Below are 23,993 nucleotides of genomic sequence, written 5' to 3' on the forward strand. Positions count from 1 at the left end.
GATGAGGCAACTAGGATGAACAAAGAGATTCTGGCTGTTGTAGAAGCAGTTTCCAATGAGAAATCCCTTCCGCGCGAGAAGATTTTTGAGGCGTTGGAAACCGCTCTAGCGACAGCGACCAAGAAAAAATACGAACAAGAAATTGAAGTTCGCGTCAGCATCGACCGTAAAACCGGTGATTTCGATACCTTCCGTCGTTGGGTTGCTGTTAACGAAGTCACGATGCCAACCCGTGAAATCACAATAGATGCGGCTCAGTTTGAAGATCCTTCGCTCCAATTGGGCGATTATGTTGAAGATCAGATTGAATCTGTCACTTTTGACCGTATTACCACTCAAACCGCCAAGCAAGTTATCGTACAAAAAGTACGTGAAGCTGAACGCGCTATGGTTGTTGAACAGTTCCGCCAATACTTGGGCGAGATCGTTACCGGTACAGTGAAAAAAGTTAACCGCGACAGTATTGCCTTGGATTTGGGTAATAATGCTGAAGCGGTTATTGGCCGTGAAGACATGCTACCGCGTGAAAACTTCCGTCCAGGCGACCGTATCCGTGGTGTGCTATATGATGTGCGGCCGGAAGCTCGAGGTGCTCAGCTGTTTGTTAGCCGTTCACGCCCTGAAATGCTGATTGAGCTGTTCCGCATTGAAGTGCCAGAAATTGGCGAAGAATTGATCGAAATTAAAGCAGCTGCCCGTGATCCGGGTTCGCGTGCTAAAATTGCGGTTAAAACCAACGACAAACGTATCGATCCCGTCGGTGCTTGTGTTGGTATGCGTGGTGCCCGTGTTCAAGCTGTTTCCAGCGAACTTGGCGGCGAGCGTATTGATATTGTATTGTGGGATGATAATCCAGCCCAGTTTGTTATTAATGCCATGGCGCCAGCTGATGTTGCGTCAATTGTGGTGGATGAAGACAAACACACGATGGATGTTGCCGTTGAAGCCAGTAATCTGGCACAGGCAATTGGCCGTAATGGCCAGAACGTGCGTTTAGCTGCACAGCTGAGTGGCTGGGAACTGAACGTAATGACGGCGGACGATCTTCAGGCGAAGCATCAGGCCGAGGCTCATGCCGCTATTGATACCTTCACCAAATATCTTGATATCGATGAGGACTTTGCCACTGTTTTGGTAGAGGAAGGTTTCTCTTCTCTGGAAGAATTGGCTTACGTGCCAATGAAAGAACTTCTGGAAATCGATGGTCTTGACGAAGATACGGTTGAAGCGCTGCGTGACCGCGCCAAAGCTGCATTGACCACGCTGGCCCTGGCACAAGAAGAAAGTCTTGGCGACCAAAAACCCGCTGATGATCTGCTGAATTTAGCGGGTCTGGAACGTAGCATGGCATTCAAATTGGCTGCGCGCGGTGTGTGTACGCTGGAAGATCTTGCCGAGCAGGGTATCGACGATCTGGCAGATATTGAAGGGCTTAGCGATGAGCAAGCCGGCGAGCTGATTATGGCCGCACGTAATATCTGTTGGTTTGGCGATAACGCGTAATAAACTGTAGCAGGAAGGAACAGCATGACAGATGTAACCGTAAAATCGCTGGCAGCTGAGATTCAGACTCCAGTTGATCGCCTGGTACAGCAATTTGCTGATGCAGGGATCAAGAAGTCTGACGTAGACTCAGTTACTCAGCAAGAAAAAGAAACACTGCTGGCACACTTAAACCGTGAACACGGTAGTGCGCCTAATAAACTCACGTTGCAACGCAAAACGCGTAGCACCTTGAATATTCCGAGCACCGGCGGAAAAAGTAAATCGGTGCAAATCGAGGTCCGCAAGAAACGCACTTATGTAAATACGCCGGAAGCTGAACAAGCGAAAGCGGAAGAGCAGGCACAGCGTGAAGCGGAAGAGCAGGCACAACGTGAAGCGGAAGCAGCAGCGCAGAAAATCGCTGAAGAAAAAGCTAAACGAGCGGCCGAAGAACAAGCCAAACGTGAGGCCGCTGAAAAAGCTAAACGCCAAGCAGCGGAAAAAGAAAAAGTGACGAATCAACAAACCGACGAAAAAACCAAGCCAGCTCAGACTGATAAAGCACGCCGTGAAGCTGAAGCTGCCGAGCTGAAACGCTCAGTAGAAGAAGAAACACGCCGTAAGGTCGAAGAAGACGCTAAACGCGTTGCTGAGGAAGCCCGTAAAATGGCAGCCGAAAACGAAGGTAAATGGCCAGAACCTGTGGCTGAGCAGACTGAGTCTGCGGATTACCATGTGACCACTTCACAACATGCGCGCGCCGCGGAAGATGAAAACGACGCCAAAGTTGAAGGTGATCGCCGTAGCCGCACTCGTGGTGGTAAGGCAACTAAGCAGAAGAAAGGCAATAAACTCTCTGAGTCTAAAGCTGATCGCGAAGAAGCACGTGCTGTTGGCCGCAAAGGCAAACGTAAACCAAGCACCTTGCAGCAGAGCTTCAACAAGCCTGTTGTGGCTGTTAACCGTGATGTCGTCATTGGCGAGACGGTAACTGTTGCTGAACTGGCAAACAAAATGGCTGTTAAAGGCTCTCAGGTCATCAAAGCAATGATGAAACTGGGTGCAATGGCAACCATTAACCAGGTTATCGATCAGGAAACAGCTCAGCTGGTTGCTGAAGAGATGGGCCACAAAGTGATTCTACGTCGTGAAAACGAACTGGAAGAAGCACTGATGAGCGACCGTGATACTGGCGCTGAAGCCGCTGCTGAGCATCGCGCTCCGGTAGTGACCATCATGGGCCACGTTGACCACGGTAAAACCTCTCTGCTGGATTACATCCGCTCCACGAAAGTGGCGTCAGGTGAAGCCGGCGGTATTACTCAGCACATCGGTGCTTATCACGTTGAAACTGAAAACGGCATGATCACCTTCCTGGATACTCCAGGACACGCCGCATTTACTTCAATGCGTGCTCGTGGTGCTCAAGCGACCGATATCGTAGTGCTGGTTGTCGCAGCTGACGATGGCGTGATGCCGCAGACTATCGAAGCTATTCAGCATGCCAAAGCGGCGAACGTGCCGGTTGTGGTAGCAGTGAACAAAATCGATAAGCCAGCTGCTGATCCAAACCGTGTTAAAACCGAATTGATTCAACACGGTATTATATCCGAAGATTTTGGCGGCGATGTTCCATTCATCGAGGTGTCTGCGAAAGTCGGTACGGGTATTGATAATTTGCTACAAGCAATTCTGCTGCAAGCTGAAGTTATGGAACTGAAAGCAGTTCGTACTGGCATGGCAAGTGGTGTTGTTATCGAATCCTTCTTGGATAAAGGCCGTGGCCCGGTTGCTACTGTGCTGGTTCAACAAGGTACGCTGAACAAAGGCGATATCGTACTGTGTGGCTTTGAGTATGGCCGTGTGCGTGCGATGCGTGACGAGCTGGGCCGTGATATCACCTCTGCGGGCCCGTCTATTCCAGTTGAAATCCTGGGCCTGTCCAGTGTTCCGGCTGCCGGTGACGAAGTTACCGTTGTTCGTGACGAGAAAAAAGCACGTGAAGTTGCACTGTATCGTCAGGGCAAATTCCGTGAAGTTAAGCTGGCTCGTCAGCAGAAATCCAAGCTGGAAAACATGTTTGCTAACATGACCGAAGGCGAAGTTTCTGAACTGAATATCGTCATCAAGTCTGACGTACAGGGTTCTTGTGAAGCCATCTGTGATTCACTGGAAAAACTGTCTACCGATGAAGTGAAAGTTCGCATTGTTGGTTCAGGCGTTGGTGGTATCACCGAAACTGATGCAACATTGGCAGCAGCTTCTGGCGCAATCATCCTTGGCTTTAACGTCCGTGCTGATGCTTCAGCGCGTCGTGTTGTTGAAACTGAAGGTTTGGATCTGCGTTACTACTCAGTAATCTATAGCCTGATCGACGAAGTTAAACAGGCGATGAGTGGTATGCTGGCACCAGAATACAAACAGCAAATTATTGGTTTGGCTGAAGTTCGTGATGTATTTAAATCACCGAAATTTGGCGCCATTGCTGGTTGTATGGTGACTGAAGGTATGATTAAGCGTAACAATCCAATCCGTGTTCTGCGCGACAACGTGGTTATTTATGAAGGCGAGCTGGAATCCCTGCGCCGCTTCAAAGATGACGTTAATGAAGTTCGTAATGGCATGGAATGTGGTATCGGCGTTAAGAACTACAATGACGTCCGTGCTGGTGATGTGATCGAAGTATTCGAAATTATCGAAATCAAACGTACCATCGCTTAACCACCTCTGATTTGCTTATATCCATTTGGGGGGCCTTGGCCCCCCAAATTGTCTGGAGAATCCAAATGGCAAAAGAATTCAGCCGCTCTCAGCGCGTTTCACAGGAAATGCAGAAAGAGATCGCACTCATCCTACAGCGTGAAATCAAAGACCCTCGTGTTGGCATGGCTACCGTGTCCGGTATCGAGCTGTCCCGTGATTTGGCGTACGCTAAAGTCTTTGTGACCTTCCTGAATGTGTTAACCGATAACGCTGATCCGGATACGGTTAAAAATGGCATTAAAGCATTGCAAGATGCTTCCGGCTATATCCGCACCCTGCTGGGTAAAGCGATGCGTTTGCGCATCGTGCCAGAATTGACCTTCGCTTATGATAACTCTCTGATTGAAGGGATGCGGATGTCTAACCTGGTGACGAATGTCATCAAAAATGATGTAGAGCGTCAGGTTAATCCAGGTCAAGACGAGGAGAAGTAATGGGGCGTCCACGTCGTCGCGGCCGTGACATTAACGGCGTTCTGTTATTGGATAAGCCGCTGGGCCTCTCCTCTAATGACGTTTTGCAAAAAGTAAAACGCCTCTTTAGTGCTAACCGCGCAGGCCATACCGGTGCGCTTGATCCACTGGCGACCGGTATGTTGCCTATCTGTTTGGGTGAAGCAACCAAATTTTCCCAATTTTTGCTCGATTCAGATAAACGTTATCGGGTTGTTGCTCGCTTAGGGCAACGCACTGATACTTCGGATGCCGAAGGGGCGTTAATCAGCGAACGGGAAGTTAAGGTGACTCAGGCTCAGATGGATGCTGCTCTGGACCGTTTTCGTGGCGATAGCCAGCAAGTACCGTCCATGTATTCTGCACTGAAGCATCAGGGTAAACCGTTGTATGAATATGCCCGTCAGGGGATTGAAGTAGAACGTGAAGCGCGCAGTATTACCGTGTATGAACTGCAGTTTATCCGCTGGGAAGGCAATGATCTTGAGCTGGAAATTCATTGTTCCAAAGGAACTTATATTCGCACAATCATTGATGATTTGGGTGAATTGTTAGGTTGCGGGGCTCATGTAAGTTATCTGCGCCGGTTGCAAGTGGCCACTTACCCCAGTGATCGTATGGTGACTTTAGAGCAACTGACCGCCATGGTTGAAACCGCACAGGCAGAAGGGCGTTCACCTAATCCTGAACTAGATTTGCTGTTATTACCGATGGACAGCGCGGTGTTAAACTTCCCTGAAGTCAATCTGTTACCTGCGGTTGCTGCGTATGTTAAGCAAGGGCAGCCAGTGCATGTATCAGGTGCTCCTGGCGAAGGTATGGTGCGTATCACTGAAGGTGAAGAGCGTAACTTCATTGGTATTGGCACCATTGCAGAAGATGGCCGTGTAGCACCGAAGCGTTTGGTTGTGGAATACGCGGAGTAAGCCCAAGCGGCCTTTCTTGCGATCCCGCAGTTCAAAGAGTAGAATAGTGCGGCTTACATATTGGGTTGCTGAATTAGAGATCGGCGCCTGTCTTAATTTATCTATATATTTGGAGTTGTATCATGTCTCTAAGTGTTGAAGCGAAAGCTAAAATCGTTGCTGACTTCGGTCGCGGTGCCAATGACACCGGTTCAAGCGAAGTTCAGGTTGCTCTGTTGACTGCTCAAATTAACCATTTGCAAGGTCACTTCTCCGAGCACAAAAAAGATCACCACAGTCGTCGTGGTCTGCTGCGTATGGTATCCACGCGTCGTAAGCTGCTGGACTACCTGAAGCGTGAAGATGTAGCACGTTATGCTTCCCTGATCGAGCGTCTGGGTCTGCGTCGCTAAGTCTGCGAGTTTCGGGAGAAAGGGGCCAAATTGGCCCCTTTTTTCTAAGAAGCAATGATAAAATACGCTAGTATATTATTGTTGTTGTTTTATATTTTTATAAAATAGGATCTTCCGGTGCAGAGGTTCGCGCGGCTAATGAGAGACTTTAACTCAATTAGAGTTAAGGATTGTCATTAGTCGCGAGGATGCAGTGTGAAGGTATTAGTTATAGGTGGATGAGATCGTCAATACGATCCGGCACCGCATATAGTATAAGGATACTACTTTGCTGACTCCGATTATTCGTAAATTCCAGTACGGCCAACATACCGTCACTATTGAAACCGGCATGATGGCTCGCCAGGCAACTGCTGCTGTAATGGTAAGCATGGATGACACCGCAGTATTCGTTACTGTTGTTGGCCAAAAGAAAGCTAAACCAGGCCAGAGCTTCTTCCCTCTGACTGTTAACTATCAGGAGCGTACTTACGCTGCTGGCCGTATCCCAGGCAGCTTCTTCCGTCGTGAAGGCCGCCCAAGTGAAGGCGAAACACTGACTTCACGTCTGATTGACCGCCCGATTCGTCCACTGTTCCCAGACAGCTTCCTGAACGAAGTTCAGGTTATTGCGACCGTTGTTTCTGTTAACCCACAAATTAACCCAGACATCGTGGCACTGATTGGTGCATCCGCGGCGCTGAGTCTGTCAGGTATTCCATTCAACGGCCCAATCGGTGCTGCACGCGTTGGTTTCATCAACGACCAGTACGTACTGAACCCAACGACTGACGAACTGAAAGAGAGCCGTCTGGACTTGGTTGTTGCCGGTACTGCTGCTGCGGTATTAATGGTTGAATCAGAAGCAGACATTTTGTCTGAAGATCAAATGTTGGGCGCGGTTGTTTTCGGCCACGAACAACAGCAAGTTGTGATTGAAAACATCAATGCACTGGTTGCCGAAGCAGGCAAACCTAAGTGGGATTGGCAGCCAGAAGTTGTTAACGAAGCGCTGCATGCACGCGTTGCTGAACTGGCCGAAGTTCGTCTGGGTGACGCATATCGCATCACCGAGAAACAAGAGCGTTATACCCAAGTTGATGCGATTAAAGCTGACGTGACTGAAGCTCTGTTGGCGCAAGACGATACTTTAGATGCTGCGGAAATTCAGGATATCCTGGGCAGCGTTGAGAAAGACGTCGTTCGTAGCCGTGTATTACGTGGCGAACCACGTATCGATGGCCGCGAAAAAGACATGATCCGTGGTCTGGATGTACGTACTGGTGTCTTGCCACGTACCCATGGTTCTGCGTTGTTCACCCGTGGTGAAACTCAGGCATTGGTTACTGCAACACTGGGTACTGCACGTGATGCGCAAAATATTGATGAGCTGATGGGTGAGCGTACTGACTCATTCCTGCTACACTATAATTTCCCTCCATATTCTGTTGGTGAAACAGGCATGGTTGGTTCACCGAAACGTCGTGAGATTGGCCATGGCCGTCTGGCGAAACGCGGTGTAATGGCTGTGATGCCAAGCCCGAGCGAGTTCCCTTACACTGTACGTGTGGTTTCTGAAATCACCGAGTCTAACGGTTCTTCCTCAATGGCTTCTGTTTGTGGCGCTTCTCTGGCTCTGATGGATGCAGGTGTGCCAATTAAAGCCGCTGTTGCAGGTATCGCAATGGGTCTGGTTAAAGAAGACGAAAACTTTGTGGTTCTGTCTGACATTCTGGGTGACGAAGATCACTTGGGTGACATGGACTTTAAAGTGGCCGGTAGCCGTGACGGTATCACCGCACTGCAAATGGACATTAAAATTGAAGGTATCACCCGCGAAATCATGCAGGTGGCTCTGAACCAGGCTAAGGGTGCGCGTCTGCACATTCTAGGTGTTATGGAACAGGCTATCAGCACACCTCGTGGCGATATCTCTGAGTTTGCTCCACGTATCTACACCATGAAAATCAACCCTGAGAAAATCAAGGATGTGATCGGTAAAGGTGGTTCTGTGATTCGTGCGCTGACTGATGAGACTGGCACCACTATTGAAATCGAAGATGATGGTACCATTAAGATTGCAGCAACAGACGGCGATAAAGCAAAACACGCTATCCGTCGTATTGAAGAAATTACTGCTGAAATCGAAGTGGGCCGTATCTATGCGGGTAAAGTAACTCGTATCGTTGATTTCGGTGCATTCGTTGCTATCGGCGGTGGTAAAGAAGGTTTGGTTCACATTTCTCAAATCGCTGACAAGCGTGTAGAGAAAGTGACTGACTATCTGCAAATGGGCCAAGAAGTGCCAGTGAAAGTAATGGAAGTTGATCGCCAGGGCCGTATCCGCCTGAGCATCAAAGAAGCCACTACTCCTGACGCAGAAGCACCAGCTCCAGAAGCAGCAGAGTAATGTAGTATTCCACGGCTCCTTACTCATTAGTGAGGGGCTGTGTTATCTCGAGGGCAGGATGCTCTTGTGTTAAACAAATGGATGAAAGGATATTTATCCAATGTTTGTCTTCGGGAGTAGGAAATGAAGCCTTTCTTGCGCTGGTGTTACGTTGTGACAGCACTCATGCTGGCAGGATGCAGCAACCATGATTGGCGTAAAGACGAGGTATTGGCAATCCCGTTGCAACCTACGTTGCAGCAGGAAGTGATTCTGGCTCGCATGGAACAAATCCTTGCAAGTCGGGCACTTACGGATGATGAGCGCGCACAGCTTTTATATGAGCGCGGAGTGCTGTATGATAGCCTCGGGCTACGGGCACTAGCGCGAAATGATTTTTCGCAAGCGTTAGCTATTCGTCCTGATATGCCAGAAGTTTTTAACTATCTGGGCATTTATTTAACGCAGGCAGGCAATTTTGATGCTGCCTATGAAGCGTTTGATTCTGTACTAGAGCTTGATCCAACTTACAATTACGCGCGTTTAAACCGGGGTATCGCTTTGTATTATGGCGGTCGACTCCCGTTGGCGCAGGATGATCTGCAGGCGTTTTATCAAGACGATCCAAATGATCCCTTCCGTTCGTTATGGCTGTATCTGGTGGAAAGAGAAATCGATCCCAAGGCAGCTGCAGTAGCGTTACAACAGCGCTATGAAAAATCGGACAGAGGGCAATGGGGATGGAATATTGTCGAATTCTACCTGGGCACGATCAGCGAGAAAACGCTGATGGAAAGGCTCAAGGCAGATGCAACGGATAACACTTCGCTCGCTGAGCATCTCAGTGAAACTGACTTCTATTTAGGTAAACATTACCTAAGTCTGGGGGACAAGGACACCGCTTCGGCGCTGTTCAAACTGACGGTAGCTAACAACGTTCATAACTTTGTTGAGCACCGCTATGCATTGTTGGAATTGGCGCTTTTGGGCCAAGAACAAGACGACCTATCGGAATCGGACCAGCAATAGCTGACGAACAACTATTAGCCTGATATACCTTGGTTTTTTACCAATGTTTATCACCTTAACGGGTGATGGCCTTTTTGTTCGTTTTACAATCTAATTTGAGCCGGTTCACACTTTTCAATGAAAATGACTGAAAATTTTCTCGACGAGTTATGTAGACTGGCTGCCATTATTAATGAGGCACGTGTACATGACTACTGAGCTTGAAACCTCTTTTGCTGATTTGGGGCTATCTGCTCCTATTCTTTCTGCCCTTACTGCTTTGGGTTACGAAAAACCATCTCCAATTCAATTGGAATGTATTCCGCACCTGTTGAACGGTCGCGATGTTCTTGGTATGGCGCAAACCGGTAGTGGTAAAACCGCTGCTTTCGGGCTTCCGCTGTTGCACAACATTGATCCAGAACTGAAAGCACCACAGGTGCTGGTACTGGCTCCAACCCGTGAGTTGGCGATTCAGGTTGCTGAAGCATTAACTAGCTTCTCTAAAGATATTAAAGGCGTTAACGTTGTGGCCCTGTACGGCGGCCAGCGTTATGACGTCCAATTGCGCGCTTTGCGCCAGGGGCCACAAGTTGTTGTTGGCACCCCAGGTCGTCTGTTAGACCACCTGAAACGCGGTACCCTTAATCTGTCCAACCTGAAAGGTTTAGTGCTGGACGAAGCAGATGAAATGCTGCGCATGGGCTTTATCGAAGACGTCGAAAACATTCTGGCTCAGATCCCAGCAGAACATCAGACTGCGTTGTTCTCTGCGACTATGCCTGAAGCGATTCGCCGTATTACCCGTCGCTTTATGAAAGAGCCACAGGAAGTCCGCATTCAGTCTAGCGTGACAACTCGCCCTGACATTAGCCAGGTTTATTGGAAAGTGGGCGGTGGCTATCGTAAAAACGAAGCGCTGGTACGTTTCCTGGAAGCTGAAGATTTCGACGCGGCTATCATTTTTGTGCGAACTAAAAACGCCACTCTGGAAGTTGCAGAAGCCCTTGAGCGTAGCGGTTATAGCAGTGCTGCACTGAACGGCGATATGAACCAGGCCCTGCGTGAGCAGACTCTGGAGCGTCTGAAAGATGGCCGTTTGGATATTCTGATTGCAACTGACGTTGCTGCACGTGGTTTGGACGTTGAGCGTATCAGCCTAGTTGTAAACTATGATATCCCTATGGATTCAGAGTCTTACGTTCACCGTATCGGCCGTACTGGTCGTGCAGGTCGTGCTGGCCGTGCGTTACTGTTCGTTGAGAACCGTGAACGTCGTCTGTTGCAGAACATTGAACGTACCATGAAGCTGACTATTCCTGAAGTTGAGCTGCCAAATGCACAACTGCTGAGCGAACGTCGTTTAGCCAAGTTTGCTGCTAAAGTTAGCCAACAGCTGGAAAGCAGTGATTTGGATATGTACCGTGCGTTGCTGGCTAAACTGCAACCAGAAGAAGAGTTTGATATCGAAACTCTGGCTGCTGCATTGCTGAAAATGGCACAGGGCGAACGTCCATTGATTCTGCCACCAGAAGCTCCGCGTCGTCCACAGCGTGAATTCAATTCTCGCGATGACCGTGGTAGCGATCGTGGTCGTGACCGTGATCGTGGTGACAGCCGTCGTGATAACCGCTCTGACAGCCGTGATGGTGGCGAGCGCCCAGCACGTCGTGAACGTCGCGATGTTGGCGAAATGGAACTGTACCGCATTGAAGTGGGCCGTGATGATGGTGTTGAAGTTCGTCATATCGTTGGCGCTATCGCTAACGAAGGTGATATCAGCAGCCGTTATATCGGCAACATTAAGCTGTTTGCTTCCCACTCAACTATCGAGCTGCCAAAAGGCATGCCGGGTGAAATGTTATCTCACTTCACCCGCACCCGTATCCTGAATAAGCCGCTGAACATGCAGCTGTTGGGTGATGCACAGCCACATGAACGTCGTGAGCGTCCTGCTGGTGGTAACGGTGGTGAGCGTCGTGGCGGTGGCCGTTCATTCGGTGGCGAACGTCGTGATGGTGCCGGTGCTCCTCCTCGTCGTTCATTCGGCAGCGACCGTGCTCCTGCTGCTGGTGGCGAACGTCGTCCACCACGTGATGGTCAACGTTCAGCTGCACCACGTCGTGATGATGCCGCAGCACCTGCTGCTCCAGCACCTGCGCGTCGTCGTTTCGGTGATGCATAAGTCTTAGTCATCTTTGATGATTAAACATAAAAACCAGCCCTCGGGCTGGTTTTTTTATGTCTGCGATATTTAGCTCAACAATAAGTTACAGGCGATCAGTCGGTTGCAAGTCTTGCTGCAAACTGGCGACTAGCTCAAATGAGTGCAACCGAGCTTGATGGTCAAAAATTTGGCCATTCACCATTAATTCATCAGCCTGGGTTTCTCGTAATAATGACTGAAGGCCGTGCCGGACTTTGCTTTTGTCACCAATGATGGATAAGCGCAGCGCTTGATCGACACCAAATTGTTCAGCTGGCGAGCAGATGGTCGCCATATCTTCAACTGGCGGCGGTAGCTGGCCCGGTGTACCACGGCGCAGATTAACAAACTGTTGCTGCATTGAGGTGAACAGGAAGCGGGCGTCACGCTCGCTGTCTGCGGCCACAACATTCACGCAGACAATGGCATAAGGTTTGGGCCATTGGGCTGACGGTTTGAAGTTTTCCCGGTACAACTTGAGAGCTTGGAACAACATATCCGGAGCAAAATGCGAAGCGAAAGCAAAGGGTAGGCCCATAGCCGCAGCCAGTTGTGCGCTATACAGACTAGATCCCAGCAACCATAGCGGAACATGTAAGCCTTGACCGGGGACAGCTTGTACTGCTTGTCCGGGCTGTACTTCGGCAAAGTAATGTTGCAGTTCGCGGACATCTGCAGGGAAGTTATCTACCTCTCCAGATAGATGGCGGCGCAGGGCCATCATAGTGCGCTGGTCACTGCCGGGAGCGCGGCCAAGGCCGAGGTCGATACGATCAGGATAGAGTGAGGCGAGGGTGCCAAACTGCTCGGCAATCACCAATGGCGAATGGTTAGGCAGCATAACTCCACCGGAGCCCACCCGGATGGTGCTGGTGCCACCCGCAATATAGCCAATCAGTACTGACGTTGCGGCGCTGGCAATGCCCGTCATATTATGATGTTCTGCTAGCCAATAGCGATGATATCCCCATTTTTCAGCATGTTGAGCCAGATCCAGCGAGGCATGAAATGCATCTCGTGGTGTTTTACCCTCGGCTATTGGGGATAAATCGAGAACAGAAAGCGGTACAGGCTTGTTATTAGCCATAGATACATTGTTATCAGTCATAGAATCGTCCATCTTAATCTCATGTCGAGTCGCTTGAAGGGCGAACACATTAATTTACAGCCATATTTTTAACGCTATATTGAGTGATACTGCATTTATTCACGTACAAAAAATGACATAAAATGCACAGCTATTACCTATAGCAGCATAATATAAATAGTGAATGGCGAAGGGGTAATAAATGCGGCGATTAAAGGACTATTGAACCTATGAAGAAGAAAACGTTATTTACCCTGCTGTTAGTTGTCGTGGTGATTTCCATGGCGGTGCTGTTCCGGGCCCATAATCAAAACCTGCTATTGCAGGGAGAAGTGGATGCACCGGAAGTGATTGTGTCGTCAAAAGCCAAAGGCCGAGTAATTGAACGTCATGTGGAACGTGGCGATGACGTTAAAGAGGGGCAATTGCTGATCACGTTAGAAAGCCCAGAACTGATGGCCCAATTAGCCGGGCTGGAAGCGGCTCGTGACCAAGCGCAGGCACAGTTGGATGAATCGCTGCATGGCGTGCGGGAGGAGAGTATCCGCAATTTAAGAGCCAGTTTGGCGCAAGCGCAGGCAGAATATGACAATGCGCTCCATACCTATAACCGTAACAATAGTGTAGCGGCCAAAGGGTTTATTTCCGCCGCTGAACTGGAGGACTCACGCCGCGCCAAGGATACTGCCTATCAGCAGGTTCAGGCCGCCAAGGCTAATCTGGATGAAGGTTTGCATGGCGACCGCATTGAGCTACGTGATAAATACGCAGCTGCCGTTCGTCAGGCCGAAGAAGATTTAGCGCAATTGAAAGCCCAAACCGACGATTTGCAGGTACGTGCACCGGTCGCCGGTGAAGTTGGCCCTATTCCAGCAGAAGTGGGTGAATTGCTCAATGCTTCCAGCCCCTTGTTGACATTAATTCGCCTGCCGCAGGCTTATTTTGTCTTTAACCTGCGCGAAGATATTCTGGCTGATGTGCACAAAGGAGATAAAGTTTCACTGCGCGTACCGGCGCTGAAAGATAAAGAAATCATGGCAGAAGTGCGCTATATCGCCCCGTTGGGCGACTATGCTACCAAGCGTGCAACCCGTGCTACTGGTGATTTTGACTTGAAAACTTTTGAAGTTCGCCTCTATCCCGCAGCGCCTATTGAGGGTCTGCGTCCAGGAATGAGTACGCTCTGGCAGTGGAAAGAGTAAGTGGGAAAGGTCAGAGGCAGAGTCATCAACAGAATACAGGCTGGCTGGCGCTGTTTTAGTCGCTATTTTGGTCAGGAAACCCGCTCGGCATTTCGCAGCCCGGTGTTTCACTGGCTCAGTTGGTGCTTCCCTCTGTTGCTGTTTATCTTAATCAGTAGCAATTTTTCTGAAGGGACTTTGCTGGATTTACCGGTTTCAGTCGTTGATAACGACCATTCGCCATTATCCCGATCATTGATCCGTAAGCTGGATGCCGGGTCTCACGCCCATGTCGTGGCCTATGAGGGGGGATTAGATGAAGCATTGCGCCGCCTGCGTAGTGCGCAGGATTATGCCTTACTGTATATTCCAACTGATTTTGAAGCTGATGCTCTGGCAGGCCGCCAACCCAGTATTGTGTTGTATTACAATGCATTATTTTATGGCGCTGGTTTATATTCCACGCAAGACTTCAGTGGCTTGATAACAGAAGCCAATACCACTTTTCGCACGATTATTGCTGGTGAGATGGGGGAAACCTTGCCACCGCTGGCCAATGTGACGCTCTCTTATGGCAGTTTGTTCAATGCCAGTGGCAGCTATATCTATTATCAGCAGTTTGCCGCCACTATCCATTTACTGCAGCTATTTGTTATCACTTGGATGATTTATGTTTTGGCTCGCAGCAAAGCATTACTGACCGCCAAACCGTTCAGCTTGGCTCTACTGGGTAAGCTGGCCCCTTATACCCTGTTTTTTACCACGTTATTGATGGTAGAGATTGCGATGTTGGTGGGGTTCTTTGGGGCCAGAGTCAGCGGTAATCCGCTATTTATGCCGCTGATTGGGTTCTTTTATGTTATGGCAGCCCAGAGCATTGGGGTATTGCTATTCACTTTTACCAGTAGCGCAATTACCGCCTACAGTTTGATCGGGATTATCGTCAGTATCGCATTAACCTTTTCTGGTATGGCGGTACCTGAGCTGTCGATGCCATTACCCGCTCGTATTATTTCCAATATTGAGCCACTGACCCATGCGCTCTATGCCATGTTTGATGTGTTCCTGCGCCAGGTACCGGCCAGTGCTATTTTCAGTGTCTGCGCTATTTTGCTGATTTACCCTCTGGTCACTTCTCTACTGGTACGTCATCGCCTGCTGATCCGGTTACAAAAGCAGGAGACCATTTGATGAGGAGTGGCTTTAAAAGCTATTGGCAGACATTCCGTCGGGTGCTGATGGGGATGCTGGAAAAGCCCATGTGGCTGATGTTATTGGTATCACTGTGCGTGATGAGTATGGTGTATGCCAATCGTACCGTGTGGGATCTGCCGGTGGCGGTAGTGGATTATGACCACAGCACTGCCAGTCGCCAATTAATTCGCCAGTTGGATGCTACCTCGGCAATTTCCATCAAGACTTATGACAATTTGCCGGATGCTCAGCGGGATCTGGCGTGGCGGAAATTATTTGCAGTGATCATTATGCCGATGGATCTGGAGAAAAAGATCCTCAATGGCGAAAGTATTGTGATCCCGGTTTACGGTGATGCCACTAACCGCTTGGCTAATGGGCAGATCCAGCAGGATGTGGTCGCCGCTTACCAGCAACTATTGAATGAATATAATAGCGGTTTGTTATTACGCAGTGGTTTTACCCCCGGTCAGGCTGAAGTGCTGTTAACTCCCATTCGCGGGCAGATTCTTGGGGTGTTTAACCCCGGAATCAGCTTTGCCGCCATTATTTTCCCCGGTTTGCTGGTGATGTTGCTGCAACACTCATTATTGATTGCCTGTGTGCGCGTCAGTATCTCCTTGAAGAGTGCGCCATCGGGGAAACCTTCGATTCCCGTTTATCTGGGCGGACTTTCAGCACTGTTGCCTATCTGGTTATTTTTATCAATTGTGTTGTTTGTGCTGTGGCCGTGGGTACTGGGCTATCGTCAGACTGCATCGATTCCTGAAGTGCTGCTTTTGACCTTCCCATTCTTGCTGGCGGTACTGGGGTTGGGCAAGCTGGTGACCGAGTGTCTGCGCAGTGTCGAAATGATTTATCTGACACTTTCTTTTGTCACCATGCCGATTTTTTACATCTCTGGCACGATTTGGCCGCTACAAGCTATGCCAGGGTGGGTGCGGGCGATCTCTTCCATGCTCCCTTCAACCTGGGCGACCAAAGCAATCGCTGGGGTCAATCAGATGGGGTTGCCGCTGAGTGATGTCGTGGGTGATATGCTGATGTTATTGCTGCTGGGCGCGATTTATACCCTGATAGGGATTAGCGTGGGGATATTACGTAATCGCGTGGAGTTGCGGGCATTGCTGCGTCGTAAAAAGTATTGAGTCTGATTCAAGCTTAATTTGATGCAAACAAGTATTAGGTGGTGGTGCTACTCAGACAGCCACAGGATCATCGATATTTGAGATGATGCTCTGATAGATATGAATCACAGGGAGGCCAGTAATGCCCCCCTGTTTATCGTTGGCTGACGGTGGATTATGACACTAACTCTAATCCGGCAAGCCGCCGCCAGTAGCCGTTGCAATCGGCTTTATCCGCCAGTGTCAGCGGGTTCAATCCCAACTCATTTGCCCGGAATTGTTCAATCACTGCCAGCGTTTCGATGCTTTGCGGTGAAAGACGAACAATATCCACTAAGCCTTGCATAGAAATCAGATCGTTACCGAGGTTATAGCAGTAGCCACTTTGGGTCTGGATACCATTGAGGATGAATACCTGCTGCTCTTCCTGTGATAGCACTGGCCGCCCTTGCGGATACTTAATGCAGCAGGTTTCACATTCATCTTTGGCCCGATCTTCTGAGCGCGCGGTAAAACAGCGGGCCGAATAAGCCAGCGGTAGATGGCCGTAGCTCATCACTTCAACCTCAAACTGGTTACGGAAACCCAACTCTTCACACTGTTGCAGCACATTCGCCAGCCAGTCACGAGAGAGTTCAACTGGCATACACCAACGCATCATGCCCTGACGGTGTAGAATTCGTAGGGTATAGGCGTTGTAGCAATTTAGCGCATGGCCCGCGACAAACGGCAAGCCGCGCTCCGCCGCCATATTTACCGCCCCCAAATCGTTAGCTTCCAGCAAGAATTCACCGTTTTCCACATAGCGTTTGAGCTCATTTAACTCTGATGGCGCTTGTAGTAGCGCCAAGGTGGAAATCACCACTTGCTTACCGCTGGCGGCAACTTCTTTGGCGAGTGCCAGCCAGTCACCAACCTTCATTTCGCGGCGTTTGGTACAAACATTCTCACCAAGATAAATAATATCGGCGCTGCTGTTGGCGGCGGCCTGATAAAAAGCGTCAATATCGGTTTTTGGCCAGTAATAGAGTACTGCACCTAAGGCGTACTTCATATTTCCTCCGGGCTACTGCCACTTACGATGATAAGCGCCCAGGGTAGTTTGGGTGCCTTCGGACATTGCGCCCAGTTGTTCCATCCATTCCGCTTTGGCAGAAAATTGCGCCGGATTGGCCTGATAGCGGTCAATGGCCTGCCGCCAGACTTTGGCAACCTGACTAACATAAGCAGGGCTGCGCTGGCGTCCTTCGATTTTCACCGAAGCAATATTGGCGGCAAATAATTCAGGCAGCAGCTCTAACGTGTTCAAGCTGGTTGGCTCCTCCAGTGCGTGATAGCGCTGGCCATCCACCAGATAGCGCCCTTTGCACAGTGTCGGATACCCGGCGTTTTCGTTATCTTCATAACGGTCGATTAATACTTCATTGAGACGGGATTCCATCCCCTGCGGAGTTTGCTGCCAGCGCACAAAACGTGCTGGTGAACAAGCCCCCACCGTATTAGGCGATTCACCAGTCAAATAGGATGAAAGATAACAGCGGCCTTCAGCCATTATGCATAAGCTACCAAAAGCAAAAACTTCCAGTGGCACCGGGCTGGTGCGCGACAGTTGCTTTACCTGATGCATTGAGAGCACGCGCGGTAAAACTACCCGTGCCACATCAAAGTGGCGCTGATAGAAGCGGATGGCTTCGTCGTTGGTGGCCGAAGCTTGTACCGAGACATGGCGTTCCACTTCCGGGTAACGCTCGGCGGCATATTCCAGCATGGCCAAATCGGCCAAAATGAGGGCGTCGGCTCCCAGTTGTGCTGCCATATCCACTGCCCGTTGCCAACGGGAATAGCCGTCAGGATGAGCAAAAGTATTAATGGCAATATGTAATTTACGCTTGCGGCTGTGAACGTAATTGACCGCTTCCTGTAGCTTCTTATCTGTGAAGTTAAGCCCGGCAAAATGGCGAGCATTGGTATCATCTTTCAAGCCGATATAAACTGCATCGGCACCATTATCGATGGCGGCCTTTAAGGCGGGTAAATTGCCGGCAGGACAAAGCAGCTCCATAGAATTTTCCCCATCCGAAGATGATATTCATATTTTATCGAGTGGCGATTTTAGTTAACCTGCCGAGCCCTGACCTTGATTTAAGGCAGTTTCTTTCGCATTGATGGCTTTCTTCTAAGATTTAGCCAAGATCTGATGCAAAATTTATTGATATAACCCGCTTTCCTATTTCACCAGTGTGGCAAAATGCTTTTATTCAACATCACTTTTTATACCCAATAGATTTCGAGTTGTCGGTAGGCGGCAAGCAAATTCATCCCGATGAGCGAACAACAGTAAGTGATTCGGTGAGTGGACGCAGCTAACATTCCTGCGGCTTCAAGCACGAAGGGTATATTGCCAAAAGGAGTTACAGCCAGTGTTGGAACAACTACGAGCACGCCTCGTGCGTCAAGGACCGGCTCTGCTACGAGGCCCATTAAAACTGACCCCGTTTGCCTTACAACGCCAGGTATTGGAACAAGTGCTGGGCTGGCAATTCCGCCAAGCACTGCTGGATGGTGATCTGGAGTTTCTGGAGTCCCGCTGGTTAAAAATTGAAGTACGCGACCTCGCATTGCAATGGTTTATGACGGTAGAAAGCGGTAGGCTGGTGGTAAGCCAACAGGCTGAAGCCGATGTTAGCTTTAGTGGTGATGCCAACGATCTTATTTTGATCGCTGCCCGTAAAGAAGATCCGGATACGCTGTTTTTCCAGCGCCGGTTACGAATTGAAGGGGATACCGAATTGGGCCTGTATGTGAAAAATCTAATGGATGCCATTGAGTTGGAATCTATGCCGACTCTACTGAGGGTGGGTCTGCAACAATTGGCTGAATTTATTGAAGCGGGTCAACAAGAGGGTGCGGCCAGTACTTCCCGTACATTAGCATCGTGCTGATCCGGGTTGAAATTCCAGTGGATGCGCCGGGGATCGACGCGCTATTACGCCAGGCTTTCAAGCGAGATGACGAAGCAGAACTGGTGCAGCAATTACGTGAAGACGGCTTACTGACGCTGGGTGTTGTGGCGACAGATGATGAAGGTGGTGTCGTCGGCTATGTGGCATTTAGCCCGGTCGATGTCGGCGGTGAAGATCGTCAATGGGTCGCACTGGCTCCGCTGGCGGTGGAAGAGAGCCTGCGTCGGCAGGGTTTGGCTGAGAAGCTAGTGTATGAAGGCCTCGATTCCCTGAATGAGTTCGGTTATGCCGCGGTCGTGGTGCTAGGCGAACCCGCCTATTATCAGCGCTTTGGCTTTGTTCCGGCCGCGGGTCATCAATTGACTTGCCGTTGGCCTGGAACCGAACAGGCTTTCCAGGTCTACGCGCTGGCGGAAGATGCACTGAAGAGTGCCGACGGTGAAGTGGTATTTTCTGATCCATTCAATCGGTTTTAATCCGTCATCTGCTTCTCAATCAGTAATGTTGCCAATGAAGAAGGCTGGTTCATCACCAGCTTTTCTTTTTGCTGCTTACTGAGTTGCTTCACCCGATATTCCAGTTTCAATGCAGTGGAACGATCCCCTGCTTCACAGTGAAATACCAGCGATAGCTCTCCTTTGCCGCGTAGCGCTTTTGCGCCTTTCCCTGCCTGATGCTGCGTCAATCGACGTGTGACATCAGTGGTAATACCGGTATACAGCATGCCAGTGGCGGTGCGCAGCAGATAGAGATGCCAAAGGCTGTCCGACATAATTTTATTCCAGTCCGGGGGTAGCGGTTCGGAACATTATTACCGGAATTCCACGTTGCATCCTGTCTTTTTTTATCTGCTGGCACCTTAACTGATGAAATCGAATCTATTTTGCTTACTTAGTCTTCGCTGCGAATTCAAAACGCGGTGAAACCAGGCCGTACAGTGTCCAACCGAGGAAGGTCACAATAGCCCCCCAAGTCATGGCTTCCTGACCTGAACTGTAAAGCGCATAGAAGCTATACATTGCGCCGATAAAGGCAATGATGTTGGCTTTCCGAGCTTTTGCTGGTGCCACATTGGCGGTTTTCTGAATAATCACCAATGCAGCCATCGACAGAATATAAGGGATGATATTGGTCACTACCGCCAAATTGACCAGCACATTGAACTGTTTATTCAGTGATGGGCTAATGGTCATTAGGGACAGTACGCTCTGGATGACAACGATGGTCAACATCCCTTTAATCGGCGCATCAGCTTTACTGACTTTAGAGAAAATTTTCGGGAAGAAGCCTTCATCTGCAGAAGATTTAAAGACTTGGGCGATGGTGAATTGCCAGCCGAGCAATGAGCCTACGCAGGACATAATCATCAATGCCATGATGATTTTACCTACCGCAGGGGTGAACATATAAGCAAATGCCAGACCAAATGGCGCAGTAGAGTTAGCCAAATCCATATTTGGCACGATACCGGCGATCACGTTGGTGGAAATGATATAAATAACCGCTGCACCTAAAGTCCCACCCAATACGGCGATCGGAACATTACGTTCAGGGTTTTCTACGGCATCGGTATTGGCACAGGCAGATTCCAAACCCAGGAAAGCCCACAATGTCATTGAGATGGAAGAGCCAACGGCTTCAAAGGTCGGTATACCGTGTGGGTTCCATGCTGCGGCATACGCTGAACCACTAAACCAGAACCAGCCAACAATAGAGATACCTACGACCGGGATAATAACCCCCCAGATGGTAACGCTACTGATTTGCCCGGTGATACGTGCACCGCCGAAGTTAGCCACAGTCGCCAGCCACAGGACGCCGATGGTGGCAATACAGATCCCCAGTGGTGTTAAGGTCGCTCCCAATAATTCAGTCCCGTACCCGACCGCGGATATGGCTATGGCAATGTTGGCGATTAACAGTGAGGCACCATAGGTATAGTTGGCCATAAAGTTGCCAGATTTACCGAAGGCATATTCTGCATATCCCCCCATGCCGCCTGATTTACGGCTGAACATACCGCATTGGGCGAAAGCATAAGCCAGTGCCATGGAACCGACTGCGGTGACTAACCATGAAACGATAGAAATCGTCCCAACTTCGGCGAGTTTGGTTGGCAGCATAATTATGCCTGACCCCATCATATTGACGGCCGTCAGAATAGTCAGCTGTACTACTCCCATCTTATTATTTGTTTTACTCATTTTTATTATCTCTTTTTAAATTTCAGAGACTGCGGGAATAATTTACTCCCGCAGGTTTGAGCTAAGGTTGGTGTTGTAAAGTCCCCTTCTTATTTAAATTTACAGCGTGGTTTGCTGCCGGCTGTGTTTCTAAATAACTTGGAGATTAAATTGTTTTATTCTATTCATTATTTCATCATATAGCCGTATGCACGGTTCCATCCATCTTCATCGACTTGTAAATAAACACCTTGTAATTCAGGTGCAAAGCCTGGCAATAAATTAATACTTTCTTCAAGTGCCAGGAAATAACGTTGAGCAGCACCACCCCATACTTCACCAGGGACAACACATAATACTCCCGGTGGGTAAGGAAGTGCGCCTTCAGCGGCAATTCGCCCTTCGGCTTTACATAATGGAACTAATTCAGCATGCCCACGGACGAATTCAATATTGGCATCTTGAGGATTCATCATAACTTTAGGGAAATACTGTTTACGGAACATCTCTTTTTGCAGCTGTTTAACATCGTAGCTAACATAAAGATCATGCATTTCCTGACACAATTTACCGATGGTATAACCTTTATAGCGAGTTTCGTTATTACGATAAACCGTCGGTAATACATCGCTTAACAGTGCGTCTTCTTCAATGAAACGTTCAAAACGAGCAATTTGTGCGACCAAGTGTTGCATTTTCGCCAAGTCTTCTGCTGGCGTTAATAAGAACAGGATGGAGTTAAGGTCACATTTCTCTGGCACAATACCATTTTCACGCAGGAAATTAGCCAGAATAGTTGCCGGAATACCGGATGCAGTATATTCGCCAGTATTAGTATCAATACCAGGAGTAGTTAATAACAATTTGCATGGGTCAACAAAATATTGTGACTCTTCATAACCTTCAAAAGCATGCCATTTTTCACCGGGAATGAAATTAAAGAAGCGCAAGTCTTGAGCCATGGCATCGGTGTCATATTGTTGCCATGGTTTACCGTCAACTTCTACCGGAACAAAAGGCTTAATCATGCTACAGGTATTTAAAATCATTTTACGGGCTTCAATACCATTTTTAACGCAATCGAGCCACATACGTTGACCACTTTTGCCTTCATGCATTTTCGCATTAACATCTAATGCGGCAAATAATGGATAGAATGGACTGGTGGATGCATGCAGCATAAAGGCGTTATTAAAGCGTTTATGGTTGCAGTAACGATCCTGGCCTTTAATATGTTTATCTTTCTTATGAATCTGTGAAGTTTGTGAAAAACCAGCTTGTTGTTTATGCACTGATTGAGTCACGATAATACCCGGATCGTTTTCATTCAGTTCAAGTAGTAATGGTGAACAATCTTTCATCATTGGAATAAATTGCTCGTAACCCACCCAAGCTGAGTCAAACAAAATATAGTCACAAAGGTGGCCAATTTTATCCACTACCTGACGGGCATTATAAATTGTGCCGTCATAAGTCCCCAGTTGGATGATCGCCAGGCGGAATGGACGCGCTTCATTAGCACGATCAGGTGCTACGCTACGTATTTGTTCACGCAGGTATTTTTCTTCAAAACAGTGGGCGTCAATACCCCCGATAAAGCCAAATGGGTTACGGGCAGTCTCCAGATATACTGGGGTGGCACCCGCTTGAATCAGTGCACCATGGTGGTTGGATTTATGGTTATTACGGTCAAACAGAACCAGGTCGCCACGGGCTAATAACGCATTGGTAGCGACTTTATTTGAGGCAGATGTTCCGTTCAGTACGAAATAGGTTTTATCAGCATTAAATACTTTTGCAGCATGCTTTTGAGCATCACAAGGTGCACCTTCGTGAATAAGCAAATCACCCAATTTTACGTCAGCATTACACATGTCAGAGCGGAAAATAGTTTCGCCGTAGAAGTCAAAAAATTGACGGCCAGCTGGATGTTTACGGAAGAATTGCCCCCCTTGATGCCCTGGGCAAGCAAAGGTTGAGTTCCCCATTTCCACATATTTTTTTAATGTATTAAAGAAAGGTGGCAGCAACTCTTTTTCATATTTTTCAGCAGCTGACTCAAGTTGTTTACCGTAAAAGTCAGTATTGTCACCGCACAGTTCAAATACCCCGTTTAACGACGGTAATACATCGGAATTTAATTCTTCTTCGCAACAAACAGCGGCAAAAATTGGAATCTCAAGACCTAATGAATGGATACTATCAATGACACCATTATTAATGTCCTGAACAGAAAGCACTACGGCAGCAACATCAGTAAAATCCGTGTGTAAAACATCCACTATTTCTCGCTGTGATTCAAAGCAAGCTATAGCTGAGGTGCTTGCCGCGATATTTAATTTTTTCATTTATTTTTTCTCTCTTATTTTATTTAGGGTATATGAACCCGTCCAACATTTTTACACGTTGGATTTAGTCGTTTAATAAATTTTGTGTATAGCAGTCCGTATCAATGAAATAGAATTCATTAATAAATGATCTGCTTGTCTGCGCAACGCTATGGCTGAATTTCAGGCATAGCATTCCTCATGTCATTTAGCACGAATGACAAAGGCGACATTATTTTTTACGGGATAGCTATGTTTCTGCTGGAAGACTCAAAACACTTGGCCGATGTTGATTGATTAATAATCCGCAACAATCTAATTGGCGTAATAA

The 23,993-nt window shown here is 48.5% G+C and carries 20 protein-coding genes; 14 read left to right on the forward strand and 6 right to left on the reverse strand.

Annotated elements, in window-relative coordinates; genetic code table 11:
* Nucleotides 1-15: 15 nt before the first annotated feature.
* From nusA to DJ58_RS06650, 9 genes are all read left to right on the forward strand, one after another.
* Nucleotides 16-1,503 (forward strand): transcription termination factor NusA, encoded by a 1,488-nt coding sequence (gene nusA, locus DJ58_RS06685; protein ID WP_004707059.1) that lies wholly within the window; start codon nt 16-18, stop codon nt 1,501-1,503.
* 24 nt (nt 1,504-1,527) lie between these two features.
* A complete protein-coding gene (gene infB / locus DJ58_RS06680) occupies nt 1,528-4,206 on the forward strand; it encodes a translation initiation factor IF-2 (RefSeq protein WP_004707060.1) in 2,679 nt (892 codons plus the stop codon).
* 65 nt (nt 4,207-4,271) lie between these two features.
* Nucleotides 4,272-4,682, forward strand: a complete 411-nt coding sequence (gene rbfA / locus DJ58_RS06675) for a 30S ribosome-binding factor RbfA (RefSeq protein ID WP_032910437.1) — start codon at nt 4,272-4,274, stop codon at nt 4,680-4,682.
* Nucleotides 4,682-5,626, forward strand: a complete 945-nt coding sequence (gene truB, locus DJ58_RS06670) for a tRNA pseudouridine(55) synthase TruB (RefSeq protein ID WP_004707061.1) — start codon at nt 4,682-4,684, stop codon at nt 5,624-5,626. Before rbfA ends, truB begins: the two co-directional genes overlap by 1 nt.
* 122 nt (nt 5,627-5,748) lie before the next feature.
* Complete coding sequence (gene rpsO, locus DJ58_RS06665; protein ID WP_004707062.1) at nt 5,749-6,018, forward strand: 30S ribosomal protein S15; 270 nt, start codon at nt 5,749-5,751, stop codon at nt 6,016-6,018.
* 268 nt (nt 6,019-6,286) lie between these two features.
* Nucleotides 6,287-8,407 carry a polyribonucleotide nucleotidyltransferase gene (pnp, locus tag DJ58_RS06660; RefSeq protein WP_004707063.1) on the forward strand — a complete coding sequence of 707 codons (2,121 nt, stop codon included), beginning with the start codon at nt 6,287-6,289 and terminating at the stop codon, nt 8,405-8,407.
* Nucleotides 8,408-8,530: 123 nt separating this feature from the next.
* Nucleotides 8,531-9,415 carry a lipoprotein NlpI gene (gene nlpI, locus DJ58_RS06655; protein WP_004707064.1) on the forward strand — a complete coding sequence of 295 codons (885 nt, stop codon included), beginning with the start codon at nt 8,531-8,533 and terminating at the stop codon, nt 9,413-9,415.
* Between the two features lie 123 nt (nt 9,416-9,538).
* Nucleotides 9,539-9,613: a protein YrbN gene (gene yrbN / locus DJ58_RS24150; protein WP_223499600.1), complete on the forward strand. Its 75-nt coding sequence runs from the start codon at nt 9,539-9,541 to the stop codon at nt 9,611-9,613.
* Nucleotides 9,603-11,579 (forward strand): DEAD/DEAH family ATP-dependent RNA helicase, encoded by a 1,977-nt coding sequence (locus tag DJ58_RS06650; protein ID WP_032910439.1) that lies wholly within the window; start codon nt 9,603-9,605, stop codon nt 11,577-11,579. Before yrbN ends, DJ58_RS06650 begins: the two co-directional genes overlap by 11 nt.
* An 85-nt stretch (nt 11,580-11,664) precedes the next feature.
* Here the strand turns inward: DJ58_RS06650 and DJ58_RS06645 are convergent, their stop codons facing one another.
* Nucleotides 11,665-12,720: a luciferase-like monooxygenase gene (locus DJ58_RS06645; protein ID WP_032910441.1), complete on the reverse strand. Its 1,056-nt coding sequence runs from the start codon at nt 12,718-12,720 to the stop codon at nt 11,665-11,667.
* A gap of 197 nt (nt 12,721-12,917) precedes the next feature.
* Between DJ58_RS06645 and DJ58_RS06640 the strand changes: the two genes are divergently transcribed.
* The 3 genes from DJ58_RS06640 to DJ58_RS06630 are packed head-to-tail and all read left to right on the forward strand — an operon-like array spanning nt 12,918 to nt 16,210.
* Complete coding sequence (locus DJ58_RS06640; RefSeq protein ID WP_004707067.1) at nt 12,918-13,889, forward strand: HlyD family secretion protein; 972 nt, start codon at nt 12,918-12,920, stop codon at nt 13,887-13,889.
* Nucleotides 13,890-13,913: 24 nt separating this feature from the next.
* The gene (locus DJ58_RS06635) at nt 13,914-15,059 is read left to right on the forward strand and encodes an ABC transporter permease (protein ID WP_032910517.1); all 1,146 of its coding nucleotides are present in this window, start codon (nt 13,914-13,916) and stop codon (nt 15,057-15,059) included.
* On the forward strand, nt 15,059-16,210 hold the full coding sequence (locus DJ58_RS06630) for an ABC transporter permease (protein WP_032910443.1): 1,152 nt from the start codon (nt 15,059-15,061) through the stop codon (nt 16,208-16,210). The genes DJ58_RS06635 and DJ58_RS06630 overlap by 1 nt, the downstream gene beginning before the upstream one ends.
* A 154-nt stretch (nt 16,211-16,364) precedes the next feature.
* Here the strand turns inward: DJ58_RS06630 and DJ58_RS06625 are convergent, their stop codons facing one another.
* Entirely contained in the window at nt 16,365-17,243 is an 879-nt protein-coding gene (locus tag DJ58_RS06625; protein ID WP_004707069.1) for a U32 family peptidase, read from the reverse strand.
* Between the two features lie 12 nt (nt 17,244-17,255).
* The gene (gene ubiU / locus DJ58_RS06620; protein ID WP_004707070.1) at nt 17,256-18,251 is read right to left on the reverse strand and encodes a ubiquinone anaerobic biosynthesis protein UbiU; all 996 of its coding nucleotides are present in this window, start codon (nt 18,249-18,251) and stop codon (nt 17,256-17,258) included.
* 358 nt (nt 18,252-18,609) lie between these two features.
* Between ubiU and ubiT the strand changes: the two genes are divergently transcribed.
* Entirely contained in the window at nt 18,610-19,131 is a 522-nt protein-coding gene (gene ubiT / locus DJ58_RS06615; RefSeq protein WP_032910446.1) for a ubiquinone anaerobic biosynthesis accessory factor UbiT, read from the forward strand.
* Nucleotides 19,125-19,628, forward strand: coding sequence for a GNAT family N-acetyltransferase (locus tag DJ58_RS06610; RefSeq protein WP_032910448.1), 504 nt, complete (start codon nt 19,125-19,127; stop codon nt 19,626-19,628). Before ubiT ends, DJ58_RS06610 begins: the two co-directional genes overlap by 7 nt.
* On the opposite strand, the gene DJ58_RS06605 is transcribed toward DJ58_RS06610, so the two are convergent.
* The 3 genes from DJ58_RS06605 to speF form a co-directional block, all read right to left on the reverse strand.
* Nucleotides 19,625-19,924, reverse strand: a complete 300-nt coding sequence (locus tag DJ58_RS06605) for a GIY-YIG nuclease family protein (RefSeq protein ID WP_032910451.1) — start codon at nt 19,922-19,924, stop codon at nt 19,625-19,627. The two genes, DJ58_RS06610 and DJ58_RS06605, sit on opposite strands and share 4 nt — an antisense overlap.
* Nucleotides 19,925-20,039: 115 nt before the next feature.
* Complete coding sequence (potE, locus tag DJ58_RS06600; RefSeq protein ID WP_004707074.1) at nt 20,040-21,356, reverse strand: putrescine-ornithine antiporter; 1,317 nt, start codon at nt 21,354-21,356, stop codon at nt 20,040-20,042.
* 167 nt (nt 21,357-21,523) lie between these two features.
* A complete protein-coding gene (gene speF / locus DJ58_RS06595; protein ID WP_004707075.1) occupies nt 21,524-23,683 on the reverse strand; it encodes an ornithine decarboxylase SpeF in 2,160 nt (719 codons plus the stop codon).
* Nucleotides 23,684-23,993: the final 310 nt, after the last annotated feature.

It is taken from the genome of Yersinia frederiksenii ATCC 33641 (assembly GCF_000754805.1).
GTDB lineage: Bacteria > Pseudomonadota > Gammaproteobacteria > Enterobacterales > Enterobacteriaceae > Yersinia > Yersinia frederiksenii.

Bases quoted from the DNA above. Each gene is read 5' to 3' on its own strand.
- DJ58_RS06630 (WP_032910443.1), top strand. From the start codon at position 15,059: ATGAGGAGTGGCTTTAAAAGCTATTGGCAGACATTCCGTCGGGTGCTG.
- infB (WP_004707060.1), top strand. From the start codon at position 1,528: ATGACAGATGTAACCGTAAAATCGCTGGCAGCTGAGATTCAGACTCCA.
- DJ58_RS06625 (WP_004707069.1), bottom strand. From the start codon at position 17,243: ATGAAGTACGCCTTAGGTGCAGTACTCTATTACTGGCCAAAAACCGAT.
- nusA (WP_004707059.1), top strand. From the start codon at position 16: ATGAACAAAGAGATTCTGGCTGTTGTAGAAGCAGTTTCCAATGAGAAA.
- ubiU (WP_004707070.1), bottom strand. From the start codon at position 18,251: ATGGAGCTGCTTTGTCCTGCCGGCAATTTACCCGCCTTAAAGGCCGCC.
- DJ58_RS06650 (WP_032910439.1), top strand. From the start codon at position 9,603: ATGACTACTGAGCTTGAAACCTCTTTTGCTGATTTGGGGCTATCTGCT.
- speF (WP_004707075.1), bottom strand. From the start codon at position 23,683: ATGAAAAAATTAAATATCGCGGCAAGCACCTCAGCTATAGCTTGCTTT.
- rpsO (WP_004707062.1), top strand. From the start codon at position 5,749: ATGTCTCTAAGTGTTGAAGCGAAAGCTAAAATCGTTGCTGACTTCGGT.
- rbfA (WP_032910437.1), top strand. From the start codon at position 4,272: ATGGCAAAAGAATTCAGCCGCTCTCAGCGCGTTTCACAGGAAATGCAG.
- DJ58_RS06645 (WP_032910441.1), bottom strand. From the start codon at position 12,720: ATGGACGATTCTATGACTGATAACAATGTATCTATGGCTAATAACAAG.
- DJ58_RS06605 (WP_032910451.1), bottom strand. From the start codon at position 19,924: ATGTCGGACAGCCTTTGGCATCTCTATCTGCTGCGCACCGCCACTGGC.
- potE (WP_004707074.1), bottom strand. From the start codon at position 21,356: ATGAGTAAAACAAATAATAAGATGGGAGTAGTACAGCTGACTATTCTG.
- truB (WP_004707061.1), top strand. From the start codon at position 4,682: ATGGGGCGTCCACGTCGTCGCGGCCGTGACATTAACGGCGTTCTGTTA.
- nlpI (WP_004707064.1), top strand. From the start codon at position 8,531: ATGAAGCCTTTCTTGCGCTGGTGTTACGTTGTGACAGCACTCATGCTG.
- DJ58_RS06640 (WP_004707067.1), top strand. From the start codon at position 12,918: ATGAAGAAGAAAACGTTATTTACCCTGCTGTTAGTTGTCGTGGTGATT.